This is a genomic window from Rahnella variigena (assembly GCF_003610915.1).
Classification (GTDB): Bacteria; Pseudomonadota; Gammaproteobacteria; order Enterobacterales; family Enterobacteriaceae; genus Rahnella; species Rahnella variigena.
Map to the genome: position 1 here is coordinate 1,835,449 of NZ_NSDJ01000001.1, position 21,389 is coordinate 1,856,837.

General features: G+C 52.6%; 18 protein-coding genes. 13 read left to right on the forward strand and 5 right to left on the reverse strand.

Going from position 1 to position 21,389, the window contains the following annotated elements; genetic code table 11:
• Window positions 1-5: 5 nt before the first annotated feature.
• Complete coding sequence (gene mltF / locus CKQ54_RS08425; RefSeq protein ID WP_120160861.1) at window positions 6-1,466, reverse strand: membrane-bound lytic murein transglycosylase MltF; 1,461 nt, start codon at window positions 1,464-1,466, stop codon at window positions 6-8.
• 278 nt (window positions 1,467-1,744) lie between these two features.
• Between mltF and purL the strand changes: the two genes are divergently transcribed.
• The 6 genes from purL to CKQ54_RS08455 all read left to right on the forward strand — a co-directional run bounded on the left by purL (window position 1,745) and on the right by CKQ54_RS08455 (window position 10,753).
• Window positions 1,745-5,635, forward strand: a complete 3,891-nt coding sequence (purL, locus tag CKQ54_RS08430; protein WP_120160859.1) for a phosphoribosylformylglycinamidine synthase — start codon at window positions 1,745-1,747, stop codon at window positions 5,633-5,635.
• A gap of 216 nt (window positions 5,636-5,851) precedes the next feature.
• Window positions 5,852-6,475 carry a lipid IV(A) palmitoyltransferase PagP gene (gene pagP, locus CKQ54_RS08435; protein ID WP_120160857.1) on the forward strand — a complete coding sequence of 208 codons (624 nt, stop codon included), beginning with the start codon at window positions 5,852-5,854 and terminating at the stop codon, window positions 6,473-6,475.
• A 265-nt stretch (window positions 6,476-6,740) separates the two neighbouring features.
• Complete coding sequence (gene pagP / locus CKQ54_RS08440) at window positions 6,741-7,352, forward strand: lipid IV(A) palmitoyltransferase PagP (RefSeq protein WP_120160855.1); 612 nt, start codon at window positions 6,741-6,743, stop codon at window positions 7,350-7,352.
• Between the two features lie 186 nt (window positions 7,353-7,538).
• Window positions 7,539-8,840, forward strand: a complete 1,302-nt coding sequence (agp, locus tag CKQ54_RS08445; RefSeq protein ID WP_120160854.1) for a bifunctional glucose-1-phosphatase/inositol phosphatase — start codon at window positions 7,539-7,541, stop codon at window positions 8,838-8,840.
• 101 nt (window positions 8,841-8,941) lie between these two features.
• Window positions 8,942-9,949, forward strand: a complete 1,008-nt coding sequence (locus tag CKQ54_RS08450; protein ID WP_120160852.1) for a fatty acid desaturase — start codon at window positions 8,942-8,944, stop codon at window positions 9,947-9,949.
• Between the two features lie 12 nt (window positions 9,950-9,961).
• Complete coding sequence (locus CKQ54_RS08455; RefSeq protein ID WP_120160850.1) at window positions 9,962-10,753, forward strand: phosphate/phosphite/phosphonate ABC transporter substrate-binding protein; 792 nt, start codon at window positions 9,962-9,964, stop codon at window positions 10,751-10,753.
• A gap of 67 nt (window positions 10,754-10,820) precedes the next feature.
• Here the strand turns inward: CKQ54_RS08455 and sseA are convergent, their stop codons facing one another.
• From sseA to CKQ54_RS08470, 3 genes are all read right to left on the reverse strand, one after another.
• Window positions 10,821-11,666, reverse strand: a complete 846-nt coding sequence (gene sseA, locus CKQ54_RS08460; protein WP_120160848.1) for a 3-mercaptopyruvate sulfurtransferase — start codon at window positions 11,664-11,666, stop codon at window positions 10,821-10,823.
• Between the two features lie 34 nt (window positions 11,667-11,700).
• A complete protein-coding gene (locus CKQ54_RS08465) occupies window positions 11,701-12,249 on the reverse strand; it encodes a GNAT family N-acetyltransferase (RefSeq protein ID WP_120160846.1) in 549 nt (182 codons plus the stop codon).
• 133 nt (window positions 12,250-12,382) lie between these two features.
• The gene (locus CKQ54_RS08470) at window positions 12,383-13,174 is read right to left on the reverse strand and encodes a helix-turn-helix transcriptional regulator (protein WP_120160844.1); all 792 of its coding nucleotides are present in this window, start codon (window positions 13,172-13,174) and stop codon (window positions 12,383-12,385) included.
• 163 nt (window positions 13,175-13,337) lie between these two features.
• Here CKQ54_RS08470 and CKQ54_RS08475 point away from each other — a divergent pair, with 163 nt between their 5' ends.
• Window positions 13,338-14,108, forward strand: coding sequence for a class I SAM-dependent methyltransferase (locus CKQ54_RS08475; protein ID WP_120160842.1), 771 nt, complete (start codon window positions 13,338-13,340; stop codon window positions 14,106-14,108).
• Window positions 14,109-14,161: 53 nt separating this feature from the next.
• On the opposite strand, the gene CKQ54_RS08480 is transcribed toward CKQ54_RS08475, so the two are convergent.
• The gene (locus CKQ54_RS08480; RefSeq protein WP_120160840.1) at window positions 14,162-15,079 is read right to left on the reverse strand and encodes a DUF808 domain-containing protein; all 918 of its coding nucleotides are present in this window, start codon (window positions 15,077-15,079) and stop codon (window positions 14,162-14,164) included.
• A gap of 386 nt (window positions 15,080-15,465) precedes the next feature.
• Between CKQ54_RS08480 and CKQ54_RS08485 the strand changes: the two genes are divergently transcribed.
• The 6 genes from CKQ54_RS08485 to CKQ54_RS08510 all read left to right on the forward strand — a co-directional run bounded on the left by CKQ54_RS08485 (window position 15,466) and on the right by CKQ54_RS08510 (window position 21,386).
• Entirely contained in the window at window positions 15,466-15,741 is a 276-nt protein-coding gene (locus CKQ54_RS08485; RefSeq protein WP_112288209.1) for a YdgH/BhsA/McbA family protein, read from the forward strand.
• Between the two features lie 235 nt (window positions 15,742-15,976).
• Window positions 15,977-16,555, forward strand: a complete 579-nt coding sequence (locus CKQ54_RS08490; protein ID WP_112288210.1) for a class I SAM-dependent methyltransferase — start codon at window positions 15,977-15,979, stop codon at window positions 16,553-16,555.
• Window positions 16,556-16,829: 274 nt separating this feature from the next.
• A complete protein-coding gene (gene aroL, locus CKQ54_RS08495) occupies window positions 16,830-17,354 on the forward strand; it encodes a shikimate kinase AroL (RefSeq protein ID WP_113876171.1) in 525 nt (174 codons plus the stop codon).
• Window positions 17,355-17,896: 542 nt separating this feature from the next.
• Window positions 17,897-18,673 (forward strand): IclR family transcriptional regulator, encoded by a 777-nt coding sequence (locus tag CKQ54_RS08500; RefSeq protein ID WP_120160838.1) that lies wholly within the window; start codon window positions 17,897-17,899, stop codon window positions 18,671-18,673.
• A 75-nt stretch (window positions 18,674-18,748) separates the two neighbouring features.
• Window positions 18,749-20,326, forward strand: coding sequence for an OPT/YSL family transporter (locus tag CKQ54_RS08505; RefSeq protein WP_113876169.1), 1,578 nt, complete (start codon window positions 18,749-18,751; stop codon window positions 20,324-20,326).
• A gap of 130 nt (window positions 20,327-20,456) precedes the next feature.
• Window positions 20,457-21,386 (forward strand): DUF1177 domain-containing protein, encoded by a 930-nt coding sequence (locus CKQ54_RS08510; RefSeq protein ID WP_120160836.1) that lies wholly within the window; start codon window positions 20,457-20,459, stop codon window positions 21,384-21,386.
• The last annotated feature ends 3 nt before the right edge of the window (window positions 21,387-21,389 follow it).

A 21,389-nucleotide genomic window follows, 5' to 3' on the forward strand; every position in this document is an offset into this window, starting at 1 on the left:
AGGCCTTATTTCCCCAGCGCTTCCTGTGCATCCACCACCGGATAGCCCTGACCCAGCTGAGCCTGTAGCGCCGCTTTCTGGGCCTGCTGTTTCTCTTTTTCCATCAGATATCCCACCAGACTGAGCTGATAGCGGCGGATATTCTCCACGTAATTATACGCCTGCGTGCCGCGGGCATAACCGTAAGTCGTCCGGCTGAAGAAACGTTTCTGATTGAGCATCGGCAGCCTCTGCTTCACATCCGCCCAGCTGTCCGGATTCCCCTTTTGCTGTGCGGTCAGCTTGCGGGCGTCCAGCATATGGCCGTAACCCATGTTATAGGCCGCCAGTGCAAACCAGATCCGTTCATCCTGCGGAATAGATTCCGGCATTTTATCCATCAGATGCGACAGATATTGCGCACCGCCCCGGATACTTTGTTCGGCATCTGTCCGGTCATCGACATTTAGCCCGCCAGCCGTCGCGCGGGTCAGCATCATTACGCCACGCACACCGGTCGGTGATTTCGCCAGCGGATCCCAGTGAGATTCCTGATAGGCGATAGCGGCCAGCAAACGCCAGTCGATGTTCTGAGCATATTTTTCAAACAGCGGCTGCAAATCCGGCAGCGTTGTGTCGATGGCGTTCAGGAAAGTACGGGTATCGACATAATCGAAATCACCTACGTGCCCGAGGTATTTTTCCTCCAGTTTTTCCAGCGTACCGTCCTCTGAAATCTGACTGAAGAAATCCAGCATAGCGGCAGCAAGGCTGTCGTCATCAGGTTGTTTGCGGTAATACCAGGTGACCGGTTCGTCGTCTGTGGCATCAAAGGCCACCGCAAGGCGCGGATAGACACGCTGCATCAGGGCGATAGTGACCGAATCCCCCAGCGTATAATCGAGTTTGCCGTTTTCAACCTGTTGCAACAGGTCGCGGGGGGACAATTTATCGGTGGTGGTCCAGTTGAGGTCTGGATATTTTTGGCTGGCAGCTTCCAGCGTGGCGATATGCGCACTGCCGGCAGACACTACCAGCGAGCCTTTGATGTCGGCGAAACTTTTCGGGCGCACGGCACCCTGCCGGTAAACCAGCTGCTGCGATACGGAATAGTATTCCGGACCGGCGCGGTAGTTTTTCAGGCGCTCATTGTTGTACACCAGCCCGGAAGCCAGCATGTCGGTTTTACCATGATCAAGATCGTCGAACATGCTCTCGATGGTGGTGTGCTGAGAAATCACCAGCTTCACGCCCAGATAATCTGCGAAGCGTTTAGCCAGTTCATAATCGAAGCCCAGATTGCCTTCAGGGGAGTCCATAAAAGTCAGTGGAGAATTGAGCGTGCTGACGCGCAATTCTCCACGGGATTTTATCTGATCCAGCTGGTCACCTTCACCCCTGTGCCACGGCACGGCAGGCCACAAAGCCAGTGCCAGTAACAGGGCGGCGATCCCCATCAGAACATAATTAATTTTTAGTCGCGTCAAATAGTTATCTCGCTGCGGCGCTCTTGTTTTTTTACGCTATGCTGTGCAGTTAGTATGGTTATATCCCCAGTGCTGACGCATTTTGCTCAACAAAACGGCAGTCTGCAACTTTATTCATAATAGCCATGGTAACGGTAAGGCTATAAAGGAATATGAAGTTTCCCGACGCAAACGGTTTCGTCGGACGCCAGCTTTCTTTATAATAGCCCGCGTTTTCCCCCTGTTGCGCCCAATGAAGCACTGTGGTCAGTGTCTTCGAAGACGAGAGATCTGTGATTATGGAAATACTGCGTGGTTCGCCCGCTTTGTCGGCTTTTCGCATTAACAAATTGTTGTCTCGTTGTCAGGAAGCACATCTTCCGGTCAGCGATATCTACGCCGAATATGTACACTTTGCCGACGTCAGCGCACCGCTGAATTCGGACGAACAAACTAAGTTACAACGCCTCCTGAAATACGGTCCTTCTCTCGCTGAACACGCTCCTTCTGGTCGTTTATTGCTGGTCACCCCGCGTCCGGGCACCATTTCTCCCTGGTCTTCCAAAGCTACCGACATCGCCCACAATTGCGGTTTGTCACAGGTTCTGCGCCTTGAGCGTGGTCTGGCATTTTATGTTCAGGCACCGCAACTGACCGAAGCGCAGTGGAACGAACTGGGCGCATTGCTGCATGACCGCATGATGGAAACCGTCTTTGCACGTCTGGAAGATGCTAGCGCGCTGTTCGCGCAGCATCAGCCAGCCCCGGTGCAACATGTGGATATCCTCGGCGTTGGCCGTGGGGCACTCGAAGCCGCCAACACCAAATTAGGTCTGGCGCTGGCGCAGGATGAAATTGATTACCTGATGGAAGCCTTTACGTCGTTGGGGCGCAACCCGACAGACATCGAACTGTATATGTTCGCACAGGCCAACTCAGAACACTGCCGCCACAAAATCTTCAACGCAGACTGGATTATCGACGGCGAAACCCAGCCGAAATCCCTGTTCAAGATGATTAAAAACACCTTTGAACAGACCCCTGACCACGTGCTGTCCGCGTATAAAGATAACGCCGCCGTGATGGAAGGTTCGCAGGTCGGCCGTTTCTACGCCGATGCGAAAGACGGTCTGTACGATTTCCATCAGGAGCAGGCGCATATCCTGATGAAGGTAGAAACCCATAACCACCCGACGGCGATCTCTCCATGGCCGGGTGCGGCAACCGGTTCAGGCGGTGAAATCCGTGACGAAGGTGCAACGGGGCGCGGCGCAAAACCGAAAGCCGGTCTGGTTGGTTTCTCTGTTTCCAACCTGCGCATTCCTGGCTTTGAACAGCCGTGGGAAGAAGATTTCGGTAAGCCGGATCGTATCGTTACTGCGCTGGATATCATGACCGACGGCCCGCTGGGCGGCGCAGCGTTTAACAACGAATTTGGTCGTCCGGCGCTGCTGGGCTACTTCCGTACTTACGAAGAAAACGTCAACAGCCACAACGGCCCTGAGCTGCGCGGTTACCACAAACCGATCATGCTGGCCGGTGGTATTGGCAACATCCGCGCGGATCACGTGCAGAAAGGTGAAATCACCGTTGGCGCAAAACTGATTGTGCTGGGTGGTCCGGCGATGAATATCGGTCTGGGCGGCGGTGCGGCGTCTTCCATGGCATCGGGTCAGTCTGACGCGGATCTCGATTTTGCTTCCGTACAGCGCGATAACCCGGAAATGGAACGCCGTTGTCAGGAAGTGATCGACCGTTGCTGGCAGCTGGGCGAAGCCAACCCGATCCTGTTTATCCATGACGTCGGTGCCGGCGGTTTATCCAACGCCATGCCGGAACTGGTCAGCGATGGCAACCGTGGCGGGCGTTTCCAGCTGCGCGACATCCTGAACGACGAACCGGGTATGAGCCCGCTGGAAGTCTGGTGTAACGAATCGCAGGAACGTTATGTACTGGCAGTTTCTCCGGCTCAGCTGGAACAGTTTGATGCTATCTGCCAGCGTGAGCGCGCACCTTATGCCGTGATTGGTGAAGCGACTGAAGAAATGCATCTTTCTCTGGAAGATAGCCATTTCGACAACCAGCCAATTGATATGCCGCTGGACGTTCTGCTGGGTAAAACCCCGAAAATGACCCGCGATGTCACCACGCTGAAGGCGAAAGGCGACGACCTGAATGCGGAAAACATTCAGATTGCAGAAGCGGTAAAACGCGTTCTGCATCTGCCCGCTGTGGCAGAGAAAACCTTCCTGATCACCATCGGCGACCGCACCGTCACCGGCATGGTGGCGCGTGACCAGATGGTTGGTCCGTGGCAGATCCCGGTCGCTGACTGTGCGGTCACCACCGCCAGCCTCGATAGCTATCACGGCGAAGCGATGTCACTGGGCGAACGTGCGCCAATTGCCTTGCTGGATTTCGCCGCTTCTGGCCGCATGGCCGTTGGCGAAGCGCTGACTAACATTGCCGCCGTCGAAATCGGCAGCCTGAAACGCGTTAAGCTTTCTGCTAACTGGATGTCTGCGGCCGGTCACCCGGGCGAAGATGCGGGTCTGTACGCCGCAGTAAAAGCGGTGGGTGAAGAACTTTGTCCGGCGCTGGGTATCACCATTCCGGTGGGCAAAGATTCAATGTCGATGAAAACCCGCTGGCAGGAAGGTAATGAACAACGCGAGATGACGTCACCGCTGTCACTGGTGATCACCGCGTTTGCCCGCGTCGAAGACGTGCGCCACACCGTGACGCCGCAACTGCGTACCGATAAAGGTGACACTGCGTTGCTGCTGGTCGATTTAGGTGCCGGTCATAACGCACTGGGCGCGACGGCGCTGGCACAGGTTTACCGTCAGCTCGGCAATACGCCAGCGGATGTGCGCAGTGCAGAGCAACTGGGTGGTTTCTTCAACGCCATGCAGGTGCTGGTGTCTGAGCAGAAATTACTGGCTTATCACGACCGTTCCGACGGTGGTCTGCTGGTGACGTTGGCTGAAATGGCCTTCGCGGGACATTGCGGTCTGACCGCAGATATCGCGGCGCTGGGCACTGATTCGCTGGCGGCATTGTTTAACGAAGAACTGGGCGCGGTGATCCAGGTGCGTACGTCTGACCGTGAAGCGGTTGAGAAAACGCTGGCTGATTTTGGTCTGGCAGACTGCACGCATTACCTCGGCAGCGTCGAAACCGGTGACCGCTTCATCATTTCTTCGGGTGACAAGCCGGTGTACAGCGAAAGCCGCACCACGCTGCGTACCTGGTGGGCTGAAACGACCTGGCAGATGCAGCGTTTGCGCGACAACCCTGAATGTGCCGATCAGGAACATCAGGCGAAAACCAACGATCTGGATCCGGGCCTGAACGTCAAACTGAACTTTGTCCCTGACGAAGACGTGGCTGCACCTTACATCGCGAAGGGCGCGCGTCCGAAAGTTGCCGTGCTGCGCGAGCAGGGCGTGAACTCCCACGTTGAAATGGCAGCTGCCTTCCATCGTGCCGGTTTCGATGCGGTTGATGTCCACATGAGTGATTTGCTGGCGGGTCGCCGTGATTTGCAGGATTTCCATACGCTGGTGGCGTGCGGCGGATTCTCATACGGTGATGTGCTGGGCGCGGGTGAAGGCTGGGCGAAGTCAGTGCTGTTCAACGACCGCGTGCGTGAAGAGTTCGAAGAATTCTTCCACCGCCCGCAAACGCTGGCGCTGGGTGTATGTAACGGCTGTCAGATGATGTCGAACCTGAAAGAGCTGATCCCGGGCGCAGAACATTGGCCACGCTTCGTGCGCAACCTGTCTGACCGCTTTGAAGCGCGTTTCAGCCTGGTTGAAGTGACTGCCAGCCCGTCGATGTTCATGCAGGGGATGGCCGGTTCACGTATGCCAATCGCTGTTTCCCACGGCGAAGGCCATGTGGAAGTGCGTGACGCTGCGCATCTGGCACAAATCGAGCACAGCAATCTGGTGGCGCTGCGCTTTGTGGATAATAACGGTCAGGCAACCGAAGCGTATCCTGCGAACCCGAACGGTTCCCCGAACGGGATCACCGCGGTGACCAACCTGTCAGGTCGCGTTACTGTGATGATGCCGCACCCTGAGCGTGTTTTCCGTACCGTCAGTAACTCCTGGCATCCGGAAGAGTGGGGTGAAGACAGCCCGTGGATGCGCATGTTCCGTAATGCGCGTAAACAGCTTGGCTGATGCTAAATAAGCTCCAGTAATAAAAATCCGCAGTGCGCAAGCCTGCGGATTTTTTTGTCTGACTTACCGCAACTAAAGTAACGCTAACTCTCTGTTTTTCAATGGTTATATCACTTAATATTCATTTAATTGATTGTTGCTTAATTTATCATTAACTATTTATATGTAATCATCGTCATATAATGCCCAGGTCAACTCAACAGGGCTTATACGCCAATGAAAAATATCATTTTCGCGAATATTCGTGCAGCACTCGCTTGCCCAATTTTTATGCTTTCATTATTAATATCCCTTAACGTGCAGGCACAGGATCATCCTGGTAATTCAACGGTAGAGAATGTTTCCTCGCAGGAAAATAATGAAGGCTTATGGGATTCATTCACCAATAATATTGCTGAAACGTGGAATACACCGCAGCAGCAAGATCTCTTTCTTCCGGTATTAACTCGTCATAACCGGCATACACACAGCAAAAAACAAATCGAAGGATATAACGAACATCCGTGGGGCGGAGGTTACGGTATTTCGCGTTATGATGAGAAAGGAAACTGGCACGGCATTTATGCGATGGCCTTTAAAGATTCCTTTAATAAATGGGAGCCTGTTGCCGGTTACGCTTATGAAAAGATATGGCAGCCGCTTGATGATAAAGAATTCCGCTTAGGGGCAGGGTACATTACTGCCGTTTCAGCCCGTGACAATTATGATTACATTCCTTTTCCCATGGTGCTGCCGCTGGTATCAGCAGGCTATTCAAGGCTGACGTTCCAGACAACCTACGTGCCGGGAAACAACAGCAAAGGGAACGTCCTGTTCGGCTGGTTCCGTTTTCAGTTTTAATCGTCTGAGTCTGAGTAAGGTGAGGGGAAAGTATTAAGAAAATCCCCGTTATGTTTTTCGGTTTATTCTTATTGGTAGGTTTTTTAAGTAAATTAATTGCCTAAACAGACCCTAACTATTTTAGGGATAATTCCTATAATGAATTACGGAAAGACTTTAAATTCATGAAATTGAATAAACCGACGTTTTTTGTTACTTCTTTGTTTAGTTTATAAAGACATTATTTGTCTATGATACTCTCCTGACGCAGGGAGCTATTACAGATATGATGATTAAGAAAGTAATCGGTTGTGCAGGTATGACACTAACGCTGGGTATGAGCTCATCCGTGTGGGCAAATAACAGCGGCATTAATCCGGTCAGCGATCCGGATACCATCCAGTATAAATCGCTGGCTGCGAACGTGTGGTCAGACTTTACGGATAAAGTCTCAACGACATGGAATGATTCTGATTCACAGGATCTGTATCTGCCGGTCATCACCTGGCATAACCGTCTGACATACGATAAAGAGAAAACCGATCGTTATAATGAACGTCCGTGGGGCGGGGGTTATGGTATTTCCCGCTACGATGAAAAAGGTAACTGGAACGGCATTTATTTTATGGCGTTTAAAGATTCCCATAATAAATGGGAACCGATCGGCGGTTATGGCTGGGAAAAAATATGGACACCTGCAGAAGATAAAAAATTTCGGTTAGGTTTAGGTTATACCGCGGCGGTGACGGCGCGTGACGACTATAACTATATTCCTATTCCGATCGTGTTACCGCTGGCTTCCATCGGCTATAACAAACTGACCTTTCAGGCGACGTATATTCCGGGAACCTACAATAACGGCAACGTTTTCTTTGCCTGGCTGCGGTATCAGTTCTGAAGCGCTTTCTTTATGAATGAGTTTTGTGACTGAACAAAGTCCGGGCACAGGTTGTGAACCTGATCCCCCAATTTTGATGAATATTCCACTATGCTAAAAATTCACCGCAAGAATCAATCTGTTGGGTTCTGCGGTGATTTTTTGTTTTCAGGGAATCTGTAAAACACTTCATCAAGAGGATCACTCGTGAAAAAAGCATCCCGTTATCTTGCGTTATCTGCACTTGCCTGCGTTTTGCCACTCTCGCTTCCTGCCGCTCAGGCGGCTCAGTCTGATAATTTACAACTCCAGCAAGTCCTGGTGCTCAGCCGTCACGGTATCCGTGCGCCGCTGGTCAATTACGGTGACGTGCTCGCCGAATCCACGACGCACACCTGGCCGGTGTGGAAAACTGAAGGTGGGTTGCTGACGCCGAAAGGTGGTCAGAATTCTGAACATATGGGCCAGTACTTCCGCGCATGGCTGGCAAAAGATAAATTGCTGCCTGCAACCGGCTGCCCGGAAAGTGCGCAGGTCTTTACTTATGCCAACAGCTTGCCGCGCACCATTGATACCGCAAAACATTTCTCCACCGGTGCTTTCCCGGGCTGCGACGTTTCAGTTATTAATCGCGTAGAAATCGGCAAAATGGATCCGGTGTTCAATCCGATTATCACCGCTGATGTGAACGATACTTTCAAAACCAACGCGCTGAATTCGGTTAACCAGCATGCCGGGGATGGCGGTATGGCAGGGCTGAATCAGCGCCTCAAGCCGAACTACCAGCTGCTGGAAAGTATCCTCGATTATAAAAACAGTAAAATCTGCAAAGAAAAACAGCAGTGCGATCTGGCTTCGCAGCCATCAGAAGTCGTGCTGACGCAGGGTAAAGAACCGGGTATTACGGGGCCGCTGCGTATGGCGACCGGTGCGGCGGATGCGTTTATGCTGCAATACTACGAAGGTTACCCGATGAAAGACGTGGCGTGGGGGAAAATAACGACGCCGGAGCAGTGGAAGAAACTGGAGGATATCAAAAATCTTTATCACGAAACGCTGTTCGGCTCGCCGGCGATTGCTGCCAACGCGGCTAAACCGTTGCTGACCTTTATTTCCGGTGTGCTGGATCCGAAACTGGCAACGACCGCCGATCAGAAAGCGGCGCAGCAGGCAAAACTGGCGGTGCTGGTCGGGCATGATTCCAATATCGCGTCACTGCTTGCGGCACTGAAAACCCAGGATTACCAGCTGCCGGGTCAGTACGAACGTACGCCAATCAACGGGACAGTAGTCTTCCAGCGCTGGCACGATAAAAAGACCGATAAAGACCTGATGAAAATCGAGTATGTATATCCGACCGCCCGTCAGCTGCGCAACAATGTAGCGCTGAGCCTGAAAAATCCACCTGAACGCGTCACGCTGCAAATCGAAGGTTGTACCGTTGATAAGCAAGGTTTCTGCCCGATGGAGCAATTTAATCAGGCCGTGCAAAAGGATTTACAGGGCTGATGCCTTAAGCCGCTAACTGGCAATAGATAGCGTTTTAAGTTAGTTAGCGGCGGCTTTCCTCAGCCAGATAATGTGCCAAAGTTTCCTCACTCTGGCACATTATGGCGTCCTCTTCGTTTTACCTCAGCGCCCGTCAGCGGGCAGAGATTGCTTCCCGCTCCGCCCGTTTCTGGTGGCGGTTGGAAATCCCCACCTGGACACTGATCGCCACGGTTTACAGCGGCTGGTTTGCGCTGGTCTATTTCTGGGAAGATCTCGGTCCGTGGATTGCCACGCCTGCGCTTATCTGGTTCACGGCCTGGTATATGTCGCTGCAACACGAACTCATTCACGGGCACCCGACCCGTAAACCCTGGCTGAATCAGCTGCTCGGCACGCTGCCGCTGGCGGTCTGGTATCCCTATGGTTTATACCGCGACACGCATTTACAGCATCATCGCAATGAACATCTGACGCTGCCGGGCGATGACCCCGAGGCGTATTATTTCAGCCGCGCCAGCTGGGAAAGCTTGTCGCCGCTGATGAAAGCTGTTGTTCGTCTGCGTAACACACTGCCGGGACGGATGCTGATCGGGCCACTGCTGGATATTTCCGCCACGCAGACCGGCACGCTGACAGCGTTATTGCGCGGTGACTGGCGCACAGTCGGCATGTGGGGTTTCCACGGGGTTTTGCTGACAGGTTTGTTGTACTGGATGTCGCTGCACGGCCTGTCTGCCGGGTATTTCATTCTGGCGGTGAGCTATCCGGCGCTGAGCCTGACTAAAGTCCGTTCTTTTTATGAACATCGCGCCGAACATTCGCCACAGGCACGCTCAACCCTTAATGAGGCCGGTTTTATCTGGCGGCTGCTGTTCCTTAATCTCAATTATCATCTGGTACATCACGATTTGCCCGGCGTGCCGTGGTTCGCACTGCGTCAGGTGTATTTTGCTGAACGCAGAGCTTATATTGCGCGCAGCGAGGGGTTTGTGGTGAAAGGTTACCGGCAGTGGTTCAGGCAACACTCGCAGAAACCGGTTTGTGTAGAAGCGCATCCGTTTGCCAGCACTGGTGAGCCGGTGCAAACCGCGCGCAGCGACTATGATTATCAGCAGGAAACCCCCTGACGGAGTGGCCGGATGATGCTGATGTCTTTACCGATGTATGCTGTTTCTGTACCAGACGTGGAAGCTTTTGCCGATGTTCTGCGGGAAAAACTGAAGCGCGCAGGTCTGATTGCCACACCGCAATCGCTGAGCTGGCCGCAGGATTTATTCACTCACTGGCAGCAGCCGGATCTGCTGCTCAGCCAGACCTGTGGTTTTCCGCTGGTAGAAAGCCTGCCGGATGTTCAATTGGTCGGCACTTTCAGTTACCGCGCGCCGGGCTGTGACGGATATCGTTACCGCAGTTTTTTGCTGGCGCGTGATGACGATGCAAAACTGCATTTGCCTGATTTTCGTCACCGGCGGCTGGCGTTCAACAGCACCGATTCTCAGTCCGGATACAACAGCCTGCGGGCGCTGGTGGCACCCCTGGCGCAGGCCGGAAAATTTTTCTCTCAGGCCACCGCAACCGGCAGCCATCGTGAATCCCTGCATTATGTTCAGCAAAACCGGGCAGATCTGGCGGCGATCGACTGCGTGACGCTGGCGCTGTTGCACCGCCACGAGCCGTCAGCGCTCAGCGGTCTGGTGATTATTGGCCAGACGGCGGCCGTGCCGGGTTTGCCGCTGATCACTTCGTCACAAACGTCTCCGGAACATTTGTCTATTTTGCGTCAGGCATTGCATGAAATCGCGCATGAGCCGGTCGCTAAACCGCTGCTGATTGAAGAGTTTAGTGAAGTGCCGCGTCAGGCCTATAGCGTCATTTCATTGATGAAAAATATTGCTCAGGAGTTTGGCGTCCGCGAACTGACAACGTCATAACGCTCTGAAATATTGCATAAAAAAACCGGGCCTGAGCGCCCGGTAATAATTTCTGCGTAGCGATAAATCAGTGCGTTTCGATAGGGAAATCTTCGTTCACATCGCCCCATTCAGCCCATGAACCGTCGTAAAGCTGCACATCTTTAACACCCAGAGAATCCAGTCCGAACGCCAGCGCCGCTGCGGTCACACCGGAACCACAACTGGTGATCACCGGTTTATTCAGATCAACGCCCAGCCGTTCGAACGTCGCTTTCAGCTCAGATGGCGATTTCAGATGCCCGTCTTGTGTCAGCTCGGTAAACGGAACGCTGAGGCTGCCCGGAATATGGCCGCCATGCAGGCCCGGACGCGGTTCCGGCGCTTCGGCTTTAAAACGCGCCAGAGAACGGGCGTCGATAATCTGTACCTTGCCGAGCGCGTCTTTTACCTGATCCGCACTGACGACGACCGGACGCACCAGTTTAGCGTTAAAGGTGGTCGGGACGCGGATGTGCTCGCCGCTTTGTGTGGGTTTCCCTTCAGCAATCCACGCATTGAGGCCGCCATCCAGCACGCGTACGCTTTTCGCGCCGAAGCTGGTCAGCATCCACCACACGCGGGGCGCGGAGAACAGATCGCCCTCATCATACAGCACGATGGTTTGCGTATCCGCAACGCCCAAACGGCTCATCGAGGCAGCGAATTCTTCTGCGGTCGGCATCATATGCGGCAGACCGGTGGTGCAGTCAGAAATGCTGTCGACTTCCACATAAATTGCGTTGGGAATGTGCGCTTCAAGATATTTGCCATGAAAATCCACCGGCGGTGTAATGCCCGGTTTGGATTTACGACAATCGATAATGACGACATCCGGTGAGTTCAGATTTTTTGCCAGCCATTGTGTAGAAACGGTATGGGTAGAAAAAGTCATGTTCTGTTGCCTTATCTTTTTTGTGAAACCAGCCTCAGAGATCGCCCGGGATCAACGAATACATCCAGGCGTCACGCGGCTGACCGTGATAATAAAGCCGGTTGCGGTGCAGACCTTCGGACGTCGCGCCCGCTTTTTCTGCCACCCTGCGGCTGCTCTCATTGCCGTCCATCACGACGATTTCCAGACGGGTCAGCTCCAGTTCGGTAAACGCAAAACGCGCTGCGGCTCTGACCGCCAGCGTTGCCAGTCCCCGGCCGGTATAACCGGTGCGGATCCAATAGCCAAGATTGGAAAACTTATATTCCTGAACGATGCGGTTGATGCCCACGCTGCCAATCAGATTTCCGCCGGAGCGTTCAAAAACACAGAAATTGAATTCTGCCCCGCGATGACGCTTTTGCTCACTGTCGGTGAGATATTTGCGGCTGTCATCAGGGGAATATTTATCGGTACACCAGCTTTCCCAGGCACCAATTTCAGCCACCGAGGCCTGAACGGCGGCAAAGTGGGTGATGGCTTCCAGCTCCGTAGCCACGCGGATTTCTATTTCTTCATCCTGATAAATCTGGCGTGTCAGCATGGGCGTTATCCTGTTATTGAGGAGACCAATAAGTCAGCCTCACATATCATGTATCCGTCTGTCAATTGGCGAAAATGCCCGTTTTGCCAGAAAAAATAAGCCAGAAAAAACAGCAGGCTGTCTGCTAACCGCTTTACTCTTCCGGCAGTAACATCACCAGCTTGCATTCGGCATATCCCGCCGGAAAAAATGTCTGCTGCCGGTAGCGTATTTCACCGCTCAGCGGATGGTTAAAGCGCCGCTCGCCACCTTCGCGCGCCAGCACTTCCTGTTGTGTCCACCACTGGCTGAATTCGGCACTGCGTTCCCGTAACCGGAGGACCGACTGGCGGACCGCTTCGGAGTGAGGGTAGTGGCTGGTTTCGGCCCGAAATTCTGCCACCACGCGTTTGGCGCGTTCCGGCCAGTTTGTCACCAGCTGGCGCGCCAGCGGATGCAGAAACATAAAATCCAGTAAATTAGGATTTTCATCCACGCCCAGCCAGCCGCTGAAGAGCACACCCGCCTGCGGATTCCACGCCAGCACATTCCAGCAACTGTCGAGCAGATAACCGGGGCAGGTCAGCTGATTGACGTAATCTTTCAGGCCCGCGTCCGGCGCGGCGGAAGACGGCAACGCTTCAGGGTCTTTCACCGATGCGAGGCTGAATAAATACTCGCGTGCGGCAGGCTCCATACGCAGCGATTTCGCCAGCCGGTCAAGCGTGGCGGCTGAAATCGACACATCGCGTCCCTGTTCAATCCACGTATACCAGGTTGCGCTGATACCGCTGATTTGTGCCAGCTCCTCACGCCTCAGCCCGCTGGTTCTGCGACGGGGTGAGCCTGGCAAACCCACCATTTCCGGCGTCACCCGTTCGCGGTGTGTGCGTAAAAAGGTTCCCAGCGCCCTGGGGCCACTGAGCGACTCTGCGATATCAATCATGACATCCTCTTAAACTTGAGCTCTTAGACAGGAACCTACTTATACCAGTATAAATGCTCATATTGTACCCGTATAAAACAATGCCTATAGTGATTTTGAGGTCATTTGAAACCGCGTTCTTCCCTAATAAATCAATAAAAAAACAAGACAGACAGGAGCAATGATGAACATGAAAAACACCCATACTCAGGCCGTTGATAAGCAGTTTGGCTCGCAGGCAAAAGATTATCTGACCAGTGCCGTTCACTCACAGGGCGCGGATCTGCAACGTCTGGCGACGCTGCTGGCACCTTTTCCGGATGCGCATGTGATTGATCTGGGATGTGGCGCGGGGCACGCCAGTTTTGTGGCTGCACGGGTCGTTAAAAATGTGGTTGCCTACGATTTGTCGGCGCAGATGCTGGACGTCGTGGCGCAGGCGGCAAAAGATAAAGAGCTGAATAACATTACGGTGCAGCAGGGCGTTGCGGAGTCACTGCCGTTTGACAACAGCAGCGCGGATATCATTATCAGCCGTTATTCGGCACACCACTGGCATGATGTCGGGCAGGCGCTGCGTGAAGTGGCGCGTGTGCTGAAACCGGGCGGAAAGTTCATCATGATGGATGTAGTATCGCCGGGGCACCCGTTGCTGGATATTTATCTGCAAACGATTGAAGTGCTGCGCGATACTTCTCATGTCCGCAACTATTCCCCAGGTGAATGGCTGAACATGGCTTCAGAAGCCGGTCTGATTGCCCGCGAAGTCACCACCGACCGCCTGCCGCTGGAATTCACCAGCTGGATAGCGCGTATGCGCACGCCGGAACATTTCGCCGTCGCTATCCGAGAGCTGCAAAAAGTGATGTCCGAGGATGTGATAAAACACTTTGAGATCCAAACTGACGGCTCATTTACCAGCGATATTATGATGCTGGTCGCGTCGAAAAACTAAAGAATTGCGGCGTGATGCGCCCTCCGGTGAACGGAGGGCGTGAAGTTGTCTTCTTACTTCTTACCAAACATTTTCTTGCCCAGCAGTACCAGCGCCAGTACCGCGGCACCCACCACCAGACCAACGACCAAATCTGTCGCGCCGGTAATCAGCGTATTAACCCAACTCTCATGGCCGTGTGTCAGCGGTTCAATCAGGCTGTGCATGAACGGTAAACCATGGCTGATAATGCTGCCGCCGACCAGGAACATCGCGATAGTGCCAACAACCGACAGTATCTTCATCAGCCAGGGCGCGAGATTCACAATGCCGCGTCCGAAGGCGCGTACAGCATTCATCATGCCGCTTTCGCCGTTCAGCTTGCTCAGGTACAAACCGGCGTCGTCAATTTTCACAATAGCCCCGACCAGGCCATACACACCGATAGTCATTGCCACGGCAATCAGCACCATCACAGTGACCTGATTAAGGAAAGGTGCTGATGACACAATCCCCAGTGAGATCACAATGATTTCAGCAGAGAGAATAAAGTCAGTGCGAACGGCACCTTTGACCTTTTCTTTTTCCAGCTTTTTAGCATCGGCTTCATTTTTTAACTCAGCCGACGCCGGTTTTTCTTCTTCATGATGGTCACCGGGCATGAATTTGTGGGCGACTTTTTCGAAACCCTCGTAACACAGATAGGCGCCGCCAATCATCAGTAAAGGTGTTATCGCCCAGGGAATAAAGGCGCTGATCAGTAACGCCAGAGGAACCAGAATCGCTTTATTGATCATGGAACCTTTTGCGACAGCCCAGACGATCGGTAATTCCCGGTCGGCTTTTACTCCGGTAACCTGCTGTGCGTTCAGCGCCAGATCGTCGCCCAACACGCTGGCTGTTTTTTTAGCGGCGACTTTACTCATCGCCGCGACATCATCAAGAATCGATGCAATATCATCGATCAATGCCAGAAGACTTCCACCCGCCATAAACACTCCCTTTTTCATTGTGCAAAGGCTTTCCGCACGCGCGGAGCCTGAACTCTGCTGTTCTGACCTTGCATCAGATCACAGCAACAGAAAATTCATAAAAAATAATCATATCAGTGATTGCATAGCGGCGTCGATTTGTGCGAATGTTGTCCCGTTCTTAAATAACTTTGAAATCTCTCCATAGTTTCTCCATTAAATATCCTCGTTTTTCCAGCAGTTATACCGGCAGAAATATTTCTTTGCATTCTCTCCTCATTTTTACCACAAAGGTTAAATTTCTTTACGTTCGATTACGTCGCCTTTCATTGCTTCGCAGATAATTAACTCAACGGATAACTTCCGCTCCATTAATTAACTAAACTAACGAAAGAAAGGTGCGTATTATGAAACTCTTACCTGCAATCACAGCTGTTGCTATTACCGTTGCTTCATTCTCTGCTCTTGCTGCTACGCCAATTTCAGAAATGCAGGCGCAAAGTGGTAATTTCCAGTCCCTGGGTGTTGTTTCAGTGAGCGCACCTAATACCGTCCCGGGCAGCATGCGTGACCAGCTGAACCAGGTCGCCAGCGACAAAGGTGCAACACACTACCGCGTCATCGGCCAGGGTACGCCGGGCGATTCAAGCCTGAACCGTGCAAGCGTTGAGTTGTATAAATAAACTCAGCTTTTATAGAAAGCCTTTTTTATAAAATTTGATTAACGTTATTTCCTGTAGCGAGAAGGCCAATGTCATCTGACATTGGCCTTTTTATTACCATCATTTATAGCCTCTTTTGAGAATCATCCCATGTGTTTTAATTTATCCTATTCTTTTTGATAATAATTTCTCTTATTAATCATTTCTTAAGAATTTTTGCGTTATATAAGGGTCTATGTCCTCAGGAGGAGTTAATATGCTGAATGCCGCAAGAATGACAATCAAGAACACTGGGGTCTCGATTCAGAACCAATTTTTCTATTTACAGAATTTTATTACTTCACCAAGAACGATGGGGACGCTGATGCCGTCATCCCCGTGGTTGTGCCATGCGATGCTTAGCCAGATTGACTGGGCGACGTCGCTGGAGATAGCTGAACTGGGTGCAGCCGACGGGGTGCTGACCCGCCGCATTCTCAGCCGGATGCGTGCTGACGCGAAACTCGAGGCATTTGAAATTCAGCCTGCGTTTGTCCGCAAGCTAAACCAGATGGATGATCCCCGTTTGCAGGTGATGGCGCATTCTGCTGAGCATATGAGTACGCAGTACGACGCTGTATTCTCTTGTTTACCGCTGCTGTCGATGCCAGTGCGAACCAGCATCCGGATTTTGCAGGCCACCCGCCAGCAGTTGAAAGAAAAGGACGGGGTACTTGTTTTGTTCCAGTACAGCCATCTCTCAGAGAAGTTACTGTCACGCTACTTCACCTGGAAAAAAATTCGGGTGGTGAAGAATTTTCCCCCGGCGCTGGTGTATATCTGTAAACCTCGCTGATACAGTTACTTATGGAAGCTGGGTCGCAAAGCTGCCCGCAGGCCTTTGCGGAACAAGGATTTTTCAGTATGATGAGCACCATAGCGTAAATAAAACGCTACAGAAGCTTCACCGGCAGGTGATAAAAATCTGCCAGTGAGGCTTTTTTGTTGTACTATCTGGCGAGTACATTTTCAGGCCAGTACAATGACCACTTTTGATGTTTACACTTCATATTGATGATGGATTTTCATCAGGCGGGCTAACGGCTCCCGGGGAATAAAGGATAGCGGTAATGACACAACCCATTTTCATGGTAGGCGCGCGCGGTGCGGGTAAGACGACGGTCGGCAGCGCTCTGGCGAAAGCACTGGGCTATAAATTTGTCGATACCGATCTGACATTGCTGCGCACCTCTGGCCTGAGCGTGGCGGACATCGTTGAGCGTGAAGGCTGGGAAGGTTTCCGCCGCCGTGAGACTGAGACGCTGAAAGCGATTTGCGCGCCCTTCACGGTGATTGCGACCGGTGGCGGCGTGGTGCTGGCGCAGGAAAACCGCGATTTCATGCGTGATGCCGGAACGGTTATCTATCTGCGTTCGCCGGCTTCAACGCTGGCTAACCGTCTGGAAGATGCCCCGCTGGAAGATCAGCGACCTACGCTGACGGGTAAACCGATTACCGAAGAAATGATGGAAGTCCTGAATGAGCGCGAAGCCCTTTATCAGCAGGCTGCGCATCATGTGGTGGACGGAACGCTGGATCCTGCGGGTGTGGTGAATGCAATACTCGATGCGCTGGCACTGCCGGTCGCGCGTTAAATCCTCTGTCACCCTCTCTGAAGACGAGCCCATGTGGCTCGTTTTTTTATGCCCCAAAATCCTGAAGTGGCGGAAGGTGTAAATTAAACGGGCCATTTTTGTGATGAATGTCACGGGTGTTTAAGTATTGTACGCAGTGATGTGCAGGCGTAAAGTAATCACTCAGGTTATTAATTTTTACGTCCACTTCTGCAACGGAACCCATGATGAAATCCCTGAAACACTTCTTCAGCCAGCATGCGAAAGCGATGCCCGCGATATGGTCAGTGACGATCATTCTTGTTGAAGCCTCTATTGCACTCTATATTTTGCGCAATATTTAATCAAAATTATCTGCTGAGTTTTACGTCCGTCACCTCATTATTACTCGGCATTCAACCTCTCTTTCTGTGAATTGAATGGCTTTAGGAATTTCTTTAAGCATATTCATTTATCTGTCTTCTTGTGCGTGAAAAATAAACGGCTTGACGCTGACACGTATCAGCTTTAGTTTTTATTTAACTTAACAGGAACCCTGTTCCATATACCGGAACTGCCTCCTTATGACTACTTTAGAAAATGCAGCAGCAGTGCTGAAGTTATTTTCCAAAAAGGGGGTCCGACAGGGACATCCCGGTTTGTCATTCAGTGATGTCGTCGAAAATTTAAAATTACCTAAAAGCACGGTATCGCGTTTGCTAATGACCATGGAAACGCAAGGGTTGCTGGAGCGTGATCCGGACAGCCGTCTTTATCAGATTGGAAAGTTATTACTGGCCGTCTCAAGCCATTATTTATCGGCGCCGCTGGTGGATTTGGCGTCGCCTTATATGACGCAACTCAGTCAGCATACGCAATGTACCGGTTACATCTCGATGCTGGAAGGGCGTGACATTATGGTGATGCGTATGTTCCCCGGCAGAACCTATTTGCAAGTGGTCACTCCGGCGGGAAGCCTTTTGCCCGCGCATGAAACGGCGATTGGCCGGGCCATTTTATCGCGTTATTCCGATGAAGAGGTCCGTCAGCGTTTTAGCGGTCATTACGAAGCGCATTCTGTGAATGCACCGAAAAGTCTGGACGTTTTGTTATCTCGCCTGGCTGAAGTGCGACTGACCGGCGTGTCTTTTGCCAACAATGAAACGCTGCTGGGAATAAGTACGTTAGCGACCAGCATTTTTAATAAGCATCGCAATGAACTCGTGGGGTTGTGTTTATCTTTTCCTTCCCCCGCGCAGGGAAAAGAAATTCCGGAAGGGATCAGGGAAGGGCTGATTGCCGTAACCCGGCAACTCGCCGAAAAATTGGGTGATGAGTATTGGCATTTACCAGAGCGGTAATTAACCGCGAAAGTAATGACTAATAACGGACCCGGAAAATCGCAGTTTTCTATATTTGCCAACACCAGGGGCCTTATGTCAGATCAACCTGCTAAAAATAATAAGGAAAATCCGCTAAAGGATATTGGCACTCTCATCGTGATGATCCTGCTGTCTGTTTTGGGCGCAATCATCGGAGTTCAGCTGATTACCACATTGGGCGTGACGCCTAATACGTCGATTATCGGTGCGCTGTTTGCCATGTTACTGGCGCGCATCCCGATGCAGGCTTTTCAGCGCTACCGTTCTGTTCACACGCAGAATCTGGCGCAGACTGTGATTTCTTCCGCGACCTTTGGTGCGGCAAACAGCCTGCTGATGCCGATCGCCATCCCTTATGTCATGGGCCAGCCGCAACTGATTATGCCGATGTTTACCGGCGTAGCGGTGGCGATGTTGCTCGATGCCTACCTGCTTTATCGTCTGTTTGATACCAAAGTGTTCCCGGCCAGTAATGCGTGGCCACCGGGCGTCGCTGCCGCTGAAGCCATCAAAGCCGGTGATAATGGCGGGCGCCAGGCGTGGTTGCTGGTCGCCGGTGTGGTGGTCGGGCTGGCTGGCGCGATGCTTAAGATTCCTATGGCGGCGTTCGGCACGGCGTTTATCGGCAATATCTGGGCGCTGAGCATGTTTGGCATCGGTTTGCTTATCCGCGCTTATGCCCAGCCGCTTGCCGGTTTAGATCTTAATGCGATGTATATTCCGCACGGCATGATGGTCGGTGCCGGGCTGGTGTCGCTGCTGCAGGTGATTCAGGTGGTGCGTGCTAAAAACGCCGACGCCAAAACCACTTTTACCCAACCAGCGAAAGAAGTGCGCAAAGCACTCGGGCTGGGCGCATTCGGTTATATCGCCATTGCCGCACTGCTGGCACTAGGGGGCGGATTGTACAGCGAAATGTCAGTCAGCATGCTGATTGCCTTCGTGATTTATGCCGCCTTTGCCGCGTTCTTCCATGAGCTGATTGTCGGAATTGCCGCGATGCATTCTGGCTGGTTCCCGGCCTTTGCCGTGGCGCTGATCACGTTGATTATCGGCATCCTGATTGGCTTCCCGCCACTGGCGCTGTGCGTGCTGACCGGCTTTACCGCTGCTACCGGTCCGGCGTTCGCCGATATGGGCTTCGACCTGAAAGCCGGATTCATTCTGCGCGGCTATGGCAAAGATTTGCAGGCTGAACTTTATGGCCGCCGCATCCAGTTATTCGCCGCGTTGCTGGCCTTTATTATCGCCATTCCTGTGGTCTGGTACGCCCATTACGGCTATTTCGCGCAGGATTTAGTGCCGCCAGTTGCGCGGGTTTATGCCAAAACCATTCAGGCCGGCGCACAGCCTGGGATTGCGCACAGTTTGCTTATCTGGGCCATTCCGGGCGCATTAATACAGCTGATTGGCGGCCCGAAACGCCAGCTCGGCGTACTGCTCGCCACCGGTTTGCTGATCAACAGCGTGATGGCCGGTTGGGCAGTCGTCTGCGGCATCGTGCTGCGCATTATCATTATTCGAATCTGGGGTGAAAAAGGGCGTACGCCAATGGAAGTGCTGGCGGCAGGATTTATTGCCGGTGACGCACTTTACAGCTTCTTCACCTCGGTTTTCAGCACCAAAAAGTAGTGAGTACCGCACCAACACCAGGGCTTAATCAGCCAGCACGACACACCGACTGTTCCACGATGAACAGCGCCCGCGACCGTTTTGCCACTGCGCCTTATGCGCCGGTGCGGGGTTTTAAGAGGATTTTGTGATGAGTTTGCAACAGACATTAACCGTATTCGAACTGATTGACAGTGCACATGTCAGCGGCCAGGACATTGTGGACTTATTCACCCGTTATCCGGGGATCACCGCCAGTACACACCGTGCGGAGGGCCCGAAAGGCGGTACCGATTTTGTCCGCATCACCGTGCCAGGCAGCAAAGGTAAGAGCAGCGGCGGCACTGCGCCCACGCTCGGAATTATTGGTCGTCTGGGCGGCATCGGTGCGCGTCCGACGCGTATCGGGCTGGTATCCGATGCCGACGGTGCCATTGCCGCCGTCACCAGCGCACTGAAGCTGGCCGACATGCAGCGCAAGGGCGATGTGCTGGAAGGCGATGTGATTATCACGACGCACATTTGCCCGAACGCGCCGACCCGTCCGCACGATCCGGTTGATTTTATGGATTCGCCGATTGATGACGTGACCATGAATGATAACGAAGTGGTTGAAGGCGTGGACGCGATACTTTCTATCGACACCACCAAAGGCAACCGCATTATCAATCACAAGGGATTCGCGATTTCGCCGACGGTGAAAGAGGGGTACATCCTGCGTGTTTCCGAAGATTTACTGCGCATCATGGAAATGACCAGCGGCAAACCGGCAGTCACTTTCCCGATCACCACGCAGGACATCACGCCTTACGGCAATGGTGTGCATCACCTGAACAGCATTCTGCAACCGTCAACGGCGACCAGCGTGCCGGTTGTCGGTGTGGCGATTACAGCGGAATCTGTGGTGCCCGGTTGTGGCACCGGCGCAAGTCATGAAGTGGATATCGCACTGGCGGCGAAGTTCGCCGTTGAAGTCGCGAAAGAGTTTGGCCGCGGCACCTGTCAGTTCTTTGATGCCGATGAATATCAACTCCTGTTGTCGCTGTACGGAAGCTTGCGCCACCTGCAAAACCGGAAGTAACAC

Excerpts from the sequence above, each read along its gene's own strand:
- CKQ54_RS08510 (WP_120160836.1), top strand. The coding sequence starts at position 20,457 with ATGAGTTTGCAACAGACATTAACCGTATTCGAACTGATTGACAGTGCA.
- CKQ54_RS08450 (WP_120160852.1), top strand. The coding sequence starts at position 8,942 with ATGGCGTCCTCTTCGTTTTACCTCAGCGCCCGTCAGCGGGCAGAGATT.
- CKQ54_RS08465 (WP_120160846.1), bottom strand. The coding sequence starts at position 12,249 with ATGCTGACACGCCAGATTTATCAGGATGAAGAAATAGAAATCCGCGTG.
- CKQ54_RS08470 (WP_120160844.1), bottom strand. The coding sequence starts at position 13,174 with ATGATTGATATCGCAGAGTCGCTCAGTGGCCCCAGGGCGCTGGGAACC.
- CKQ54_RS08455 (WP_120160850.1), top strand. The coding sequence starts at position 9,962 with ATGATGCTGATGTCTTTACCGATGTATGCTGTTTCTGTACCAGACGTG.
- sseA (WP_120160848.1), bottom strand. The coding sequence starts at position 11,666 with ATGACTTTTTCTACCCATACCGTTTCTACACAATGGCTGGCAAAAAAT.
- CKQ54_RS08475 (WP_120160842.1), top strand. The coding sequence starts at position 13,338 with ATGAACATGAAAAACACCCATACTCAGGCCGTTGATAAGCAGTTTGGC.
- pagP (WP_120160855.1), top strand. The coding sequence starts at position 6,741 with ATGATGATTAAGAAAGTAATCGGTTGTGCAGGTATGACACTAACGCTG.
- CKQ54_RS08500 (WP_120160838.1), top strand. The coding sequence starts at position 17,897 with ATGACTACTTTAGAAAATGCAGCAGCAGTGCTGAAGTTATTTTCCAAA.
- purL (WP_120160859.1), top strand. The coding sequence starts at position 1,745 with ATGGAAATACTGCGTGGTTCGCCCGCTTTGTCGGCTTTTCGCATTAAC.
- CKQ54_RS08485 (WP_112288209.1), top strand. The coding sequence starts at position 15,466 with ATGAAACTCTTACCTGCAATCACAGCTGTTGCTATTACCGTTGCTTCA.
- CKQ54_RS08480 (WP_120160840.1), bottom strand. The coding sequence starts at position 15,079 with ATGGCGGGTGGAAGTCTTCTGGCATTGATCGATGATATTGCATCGATT.
- CKQ54_RS08490 (WP_112288210.1), top strand. The coding sequence starts at position 15,977 with ATGCTGAATGCCGCAAGAATGACAATCAAGAACACTGGGGTCTCGATT.
- pagP (WP_120160857.1), top strand. The coding sequence starts at position 5,852 with ATGAAAAATATCATTTTCGCGAATATTCGTGCAGCACTCGCTTGCCCA.
- CKQ54_RS08505 (WP_113876169.1), top strand. The coding sequence starts at position 18,749 with ATGTCAGATCAACCTGCTAAAAATAATAAGGAAAATCCGCTAAAGGAT.
- aroL (WP_113876171.1), top strand. The coding sequence starts at position 16,830 with ATGACACAACCCATTTTCATGGTAGGCGCGCGCGGTGCGGGTAAGACG.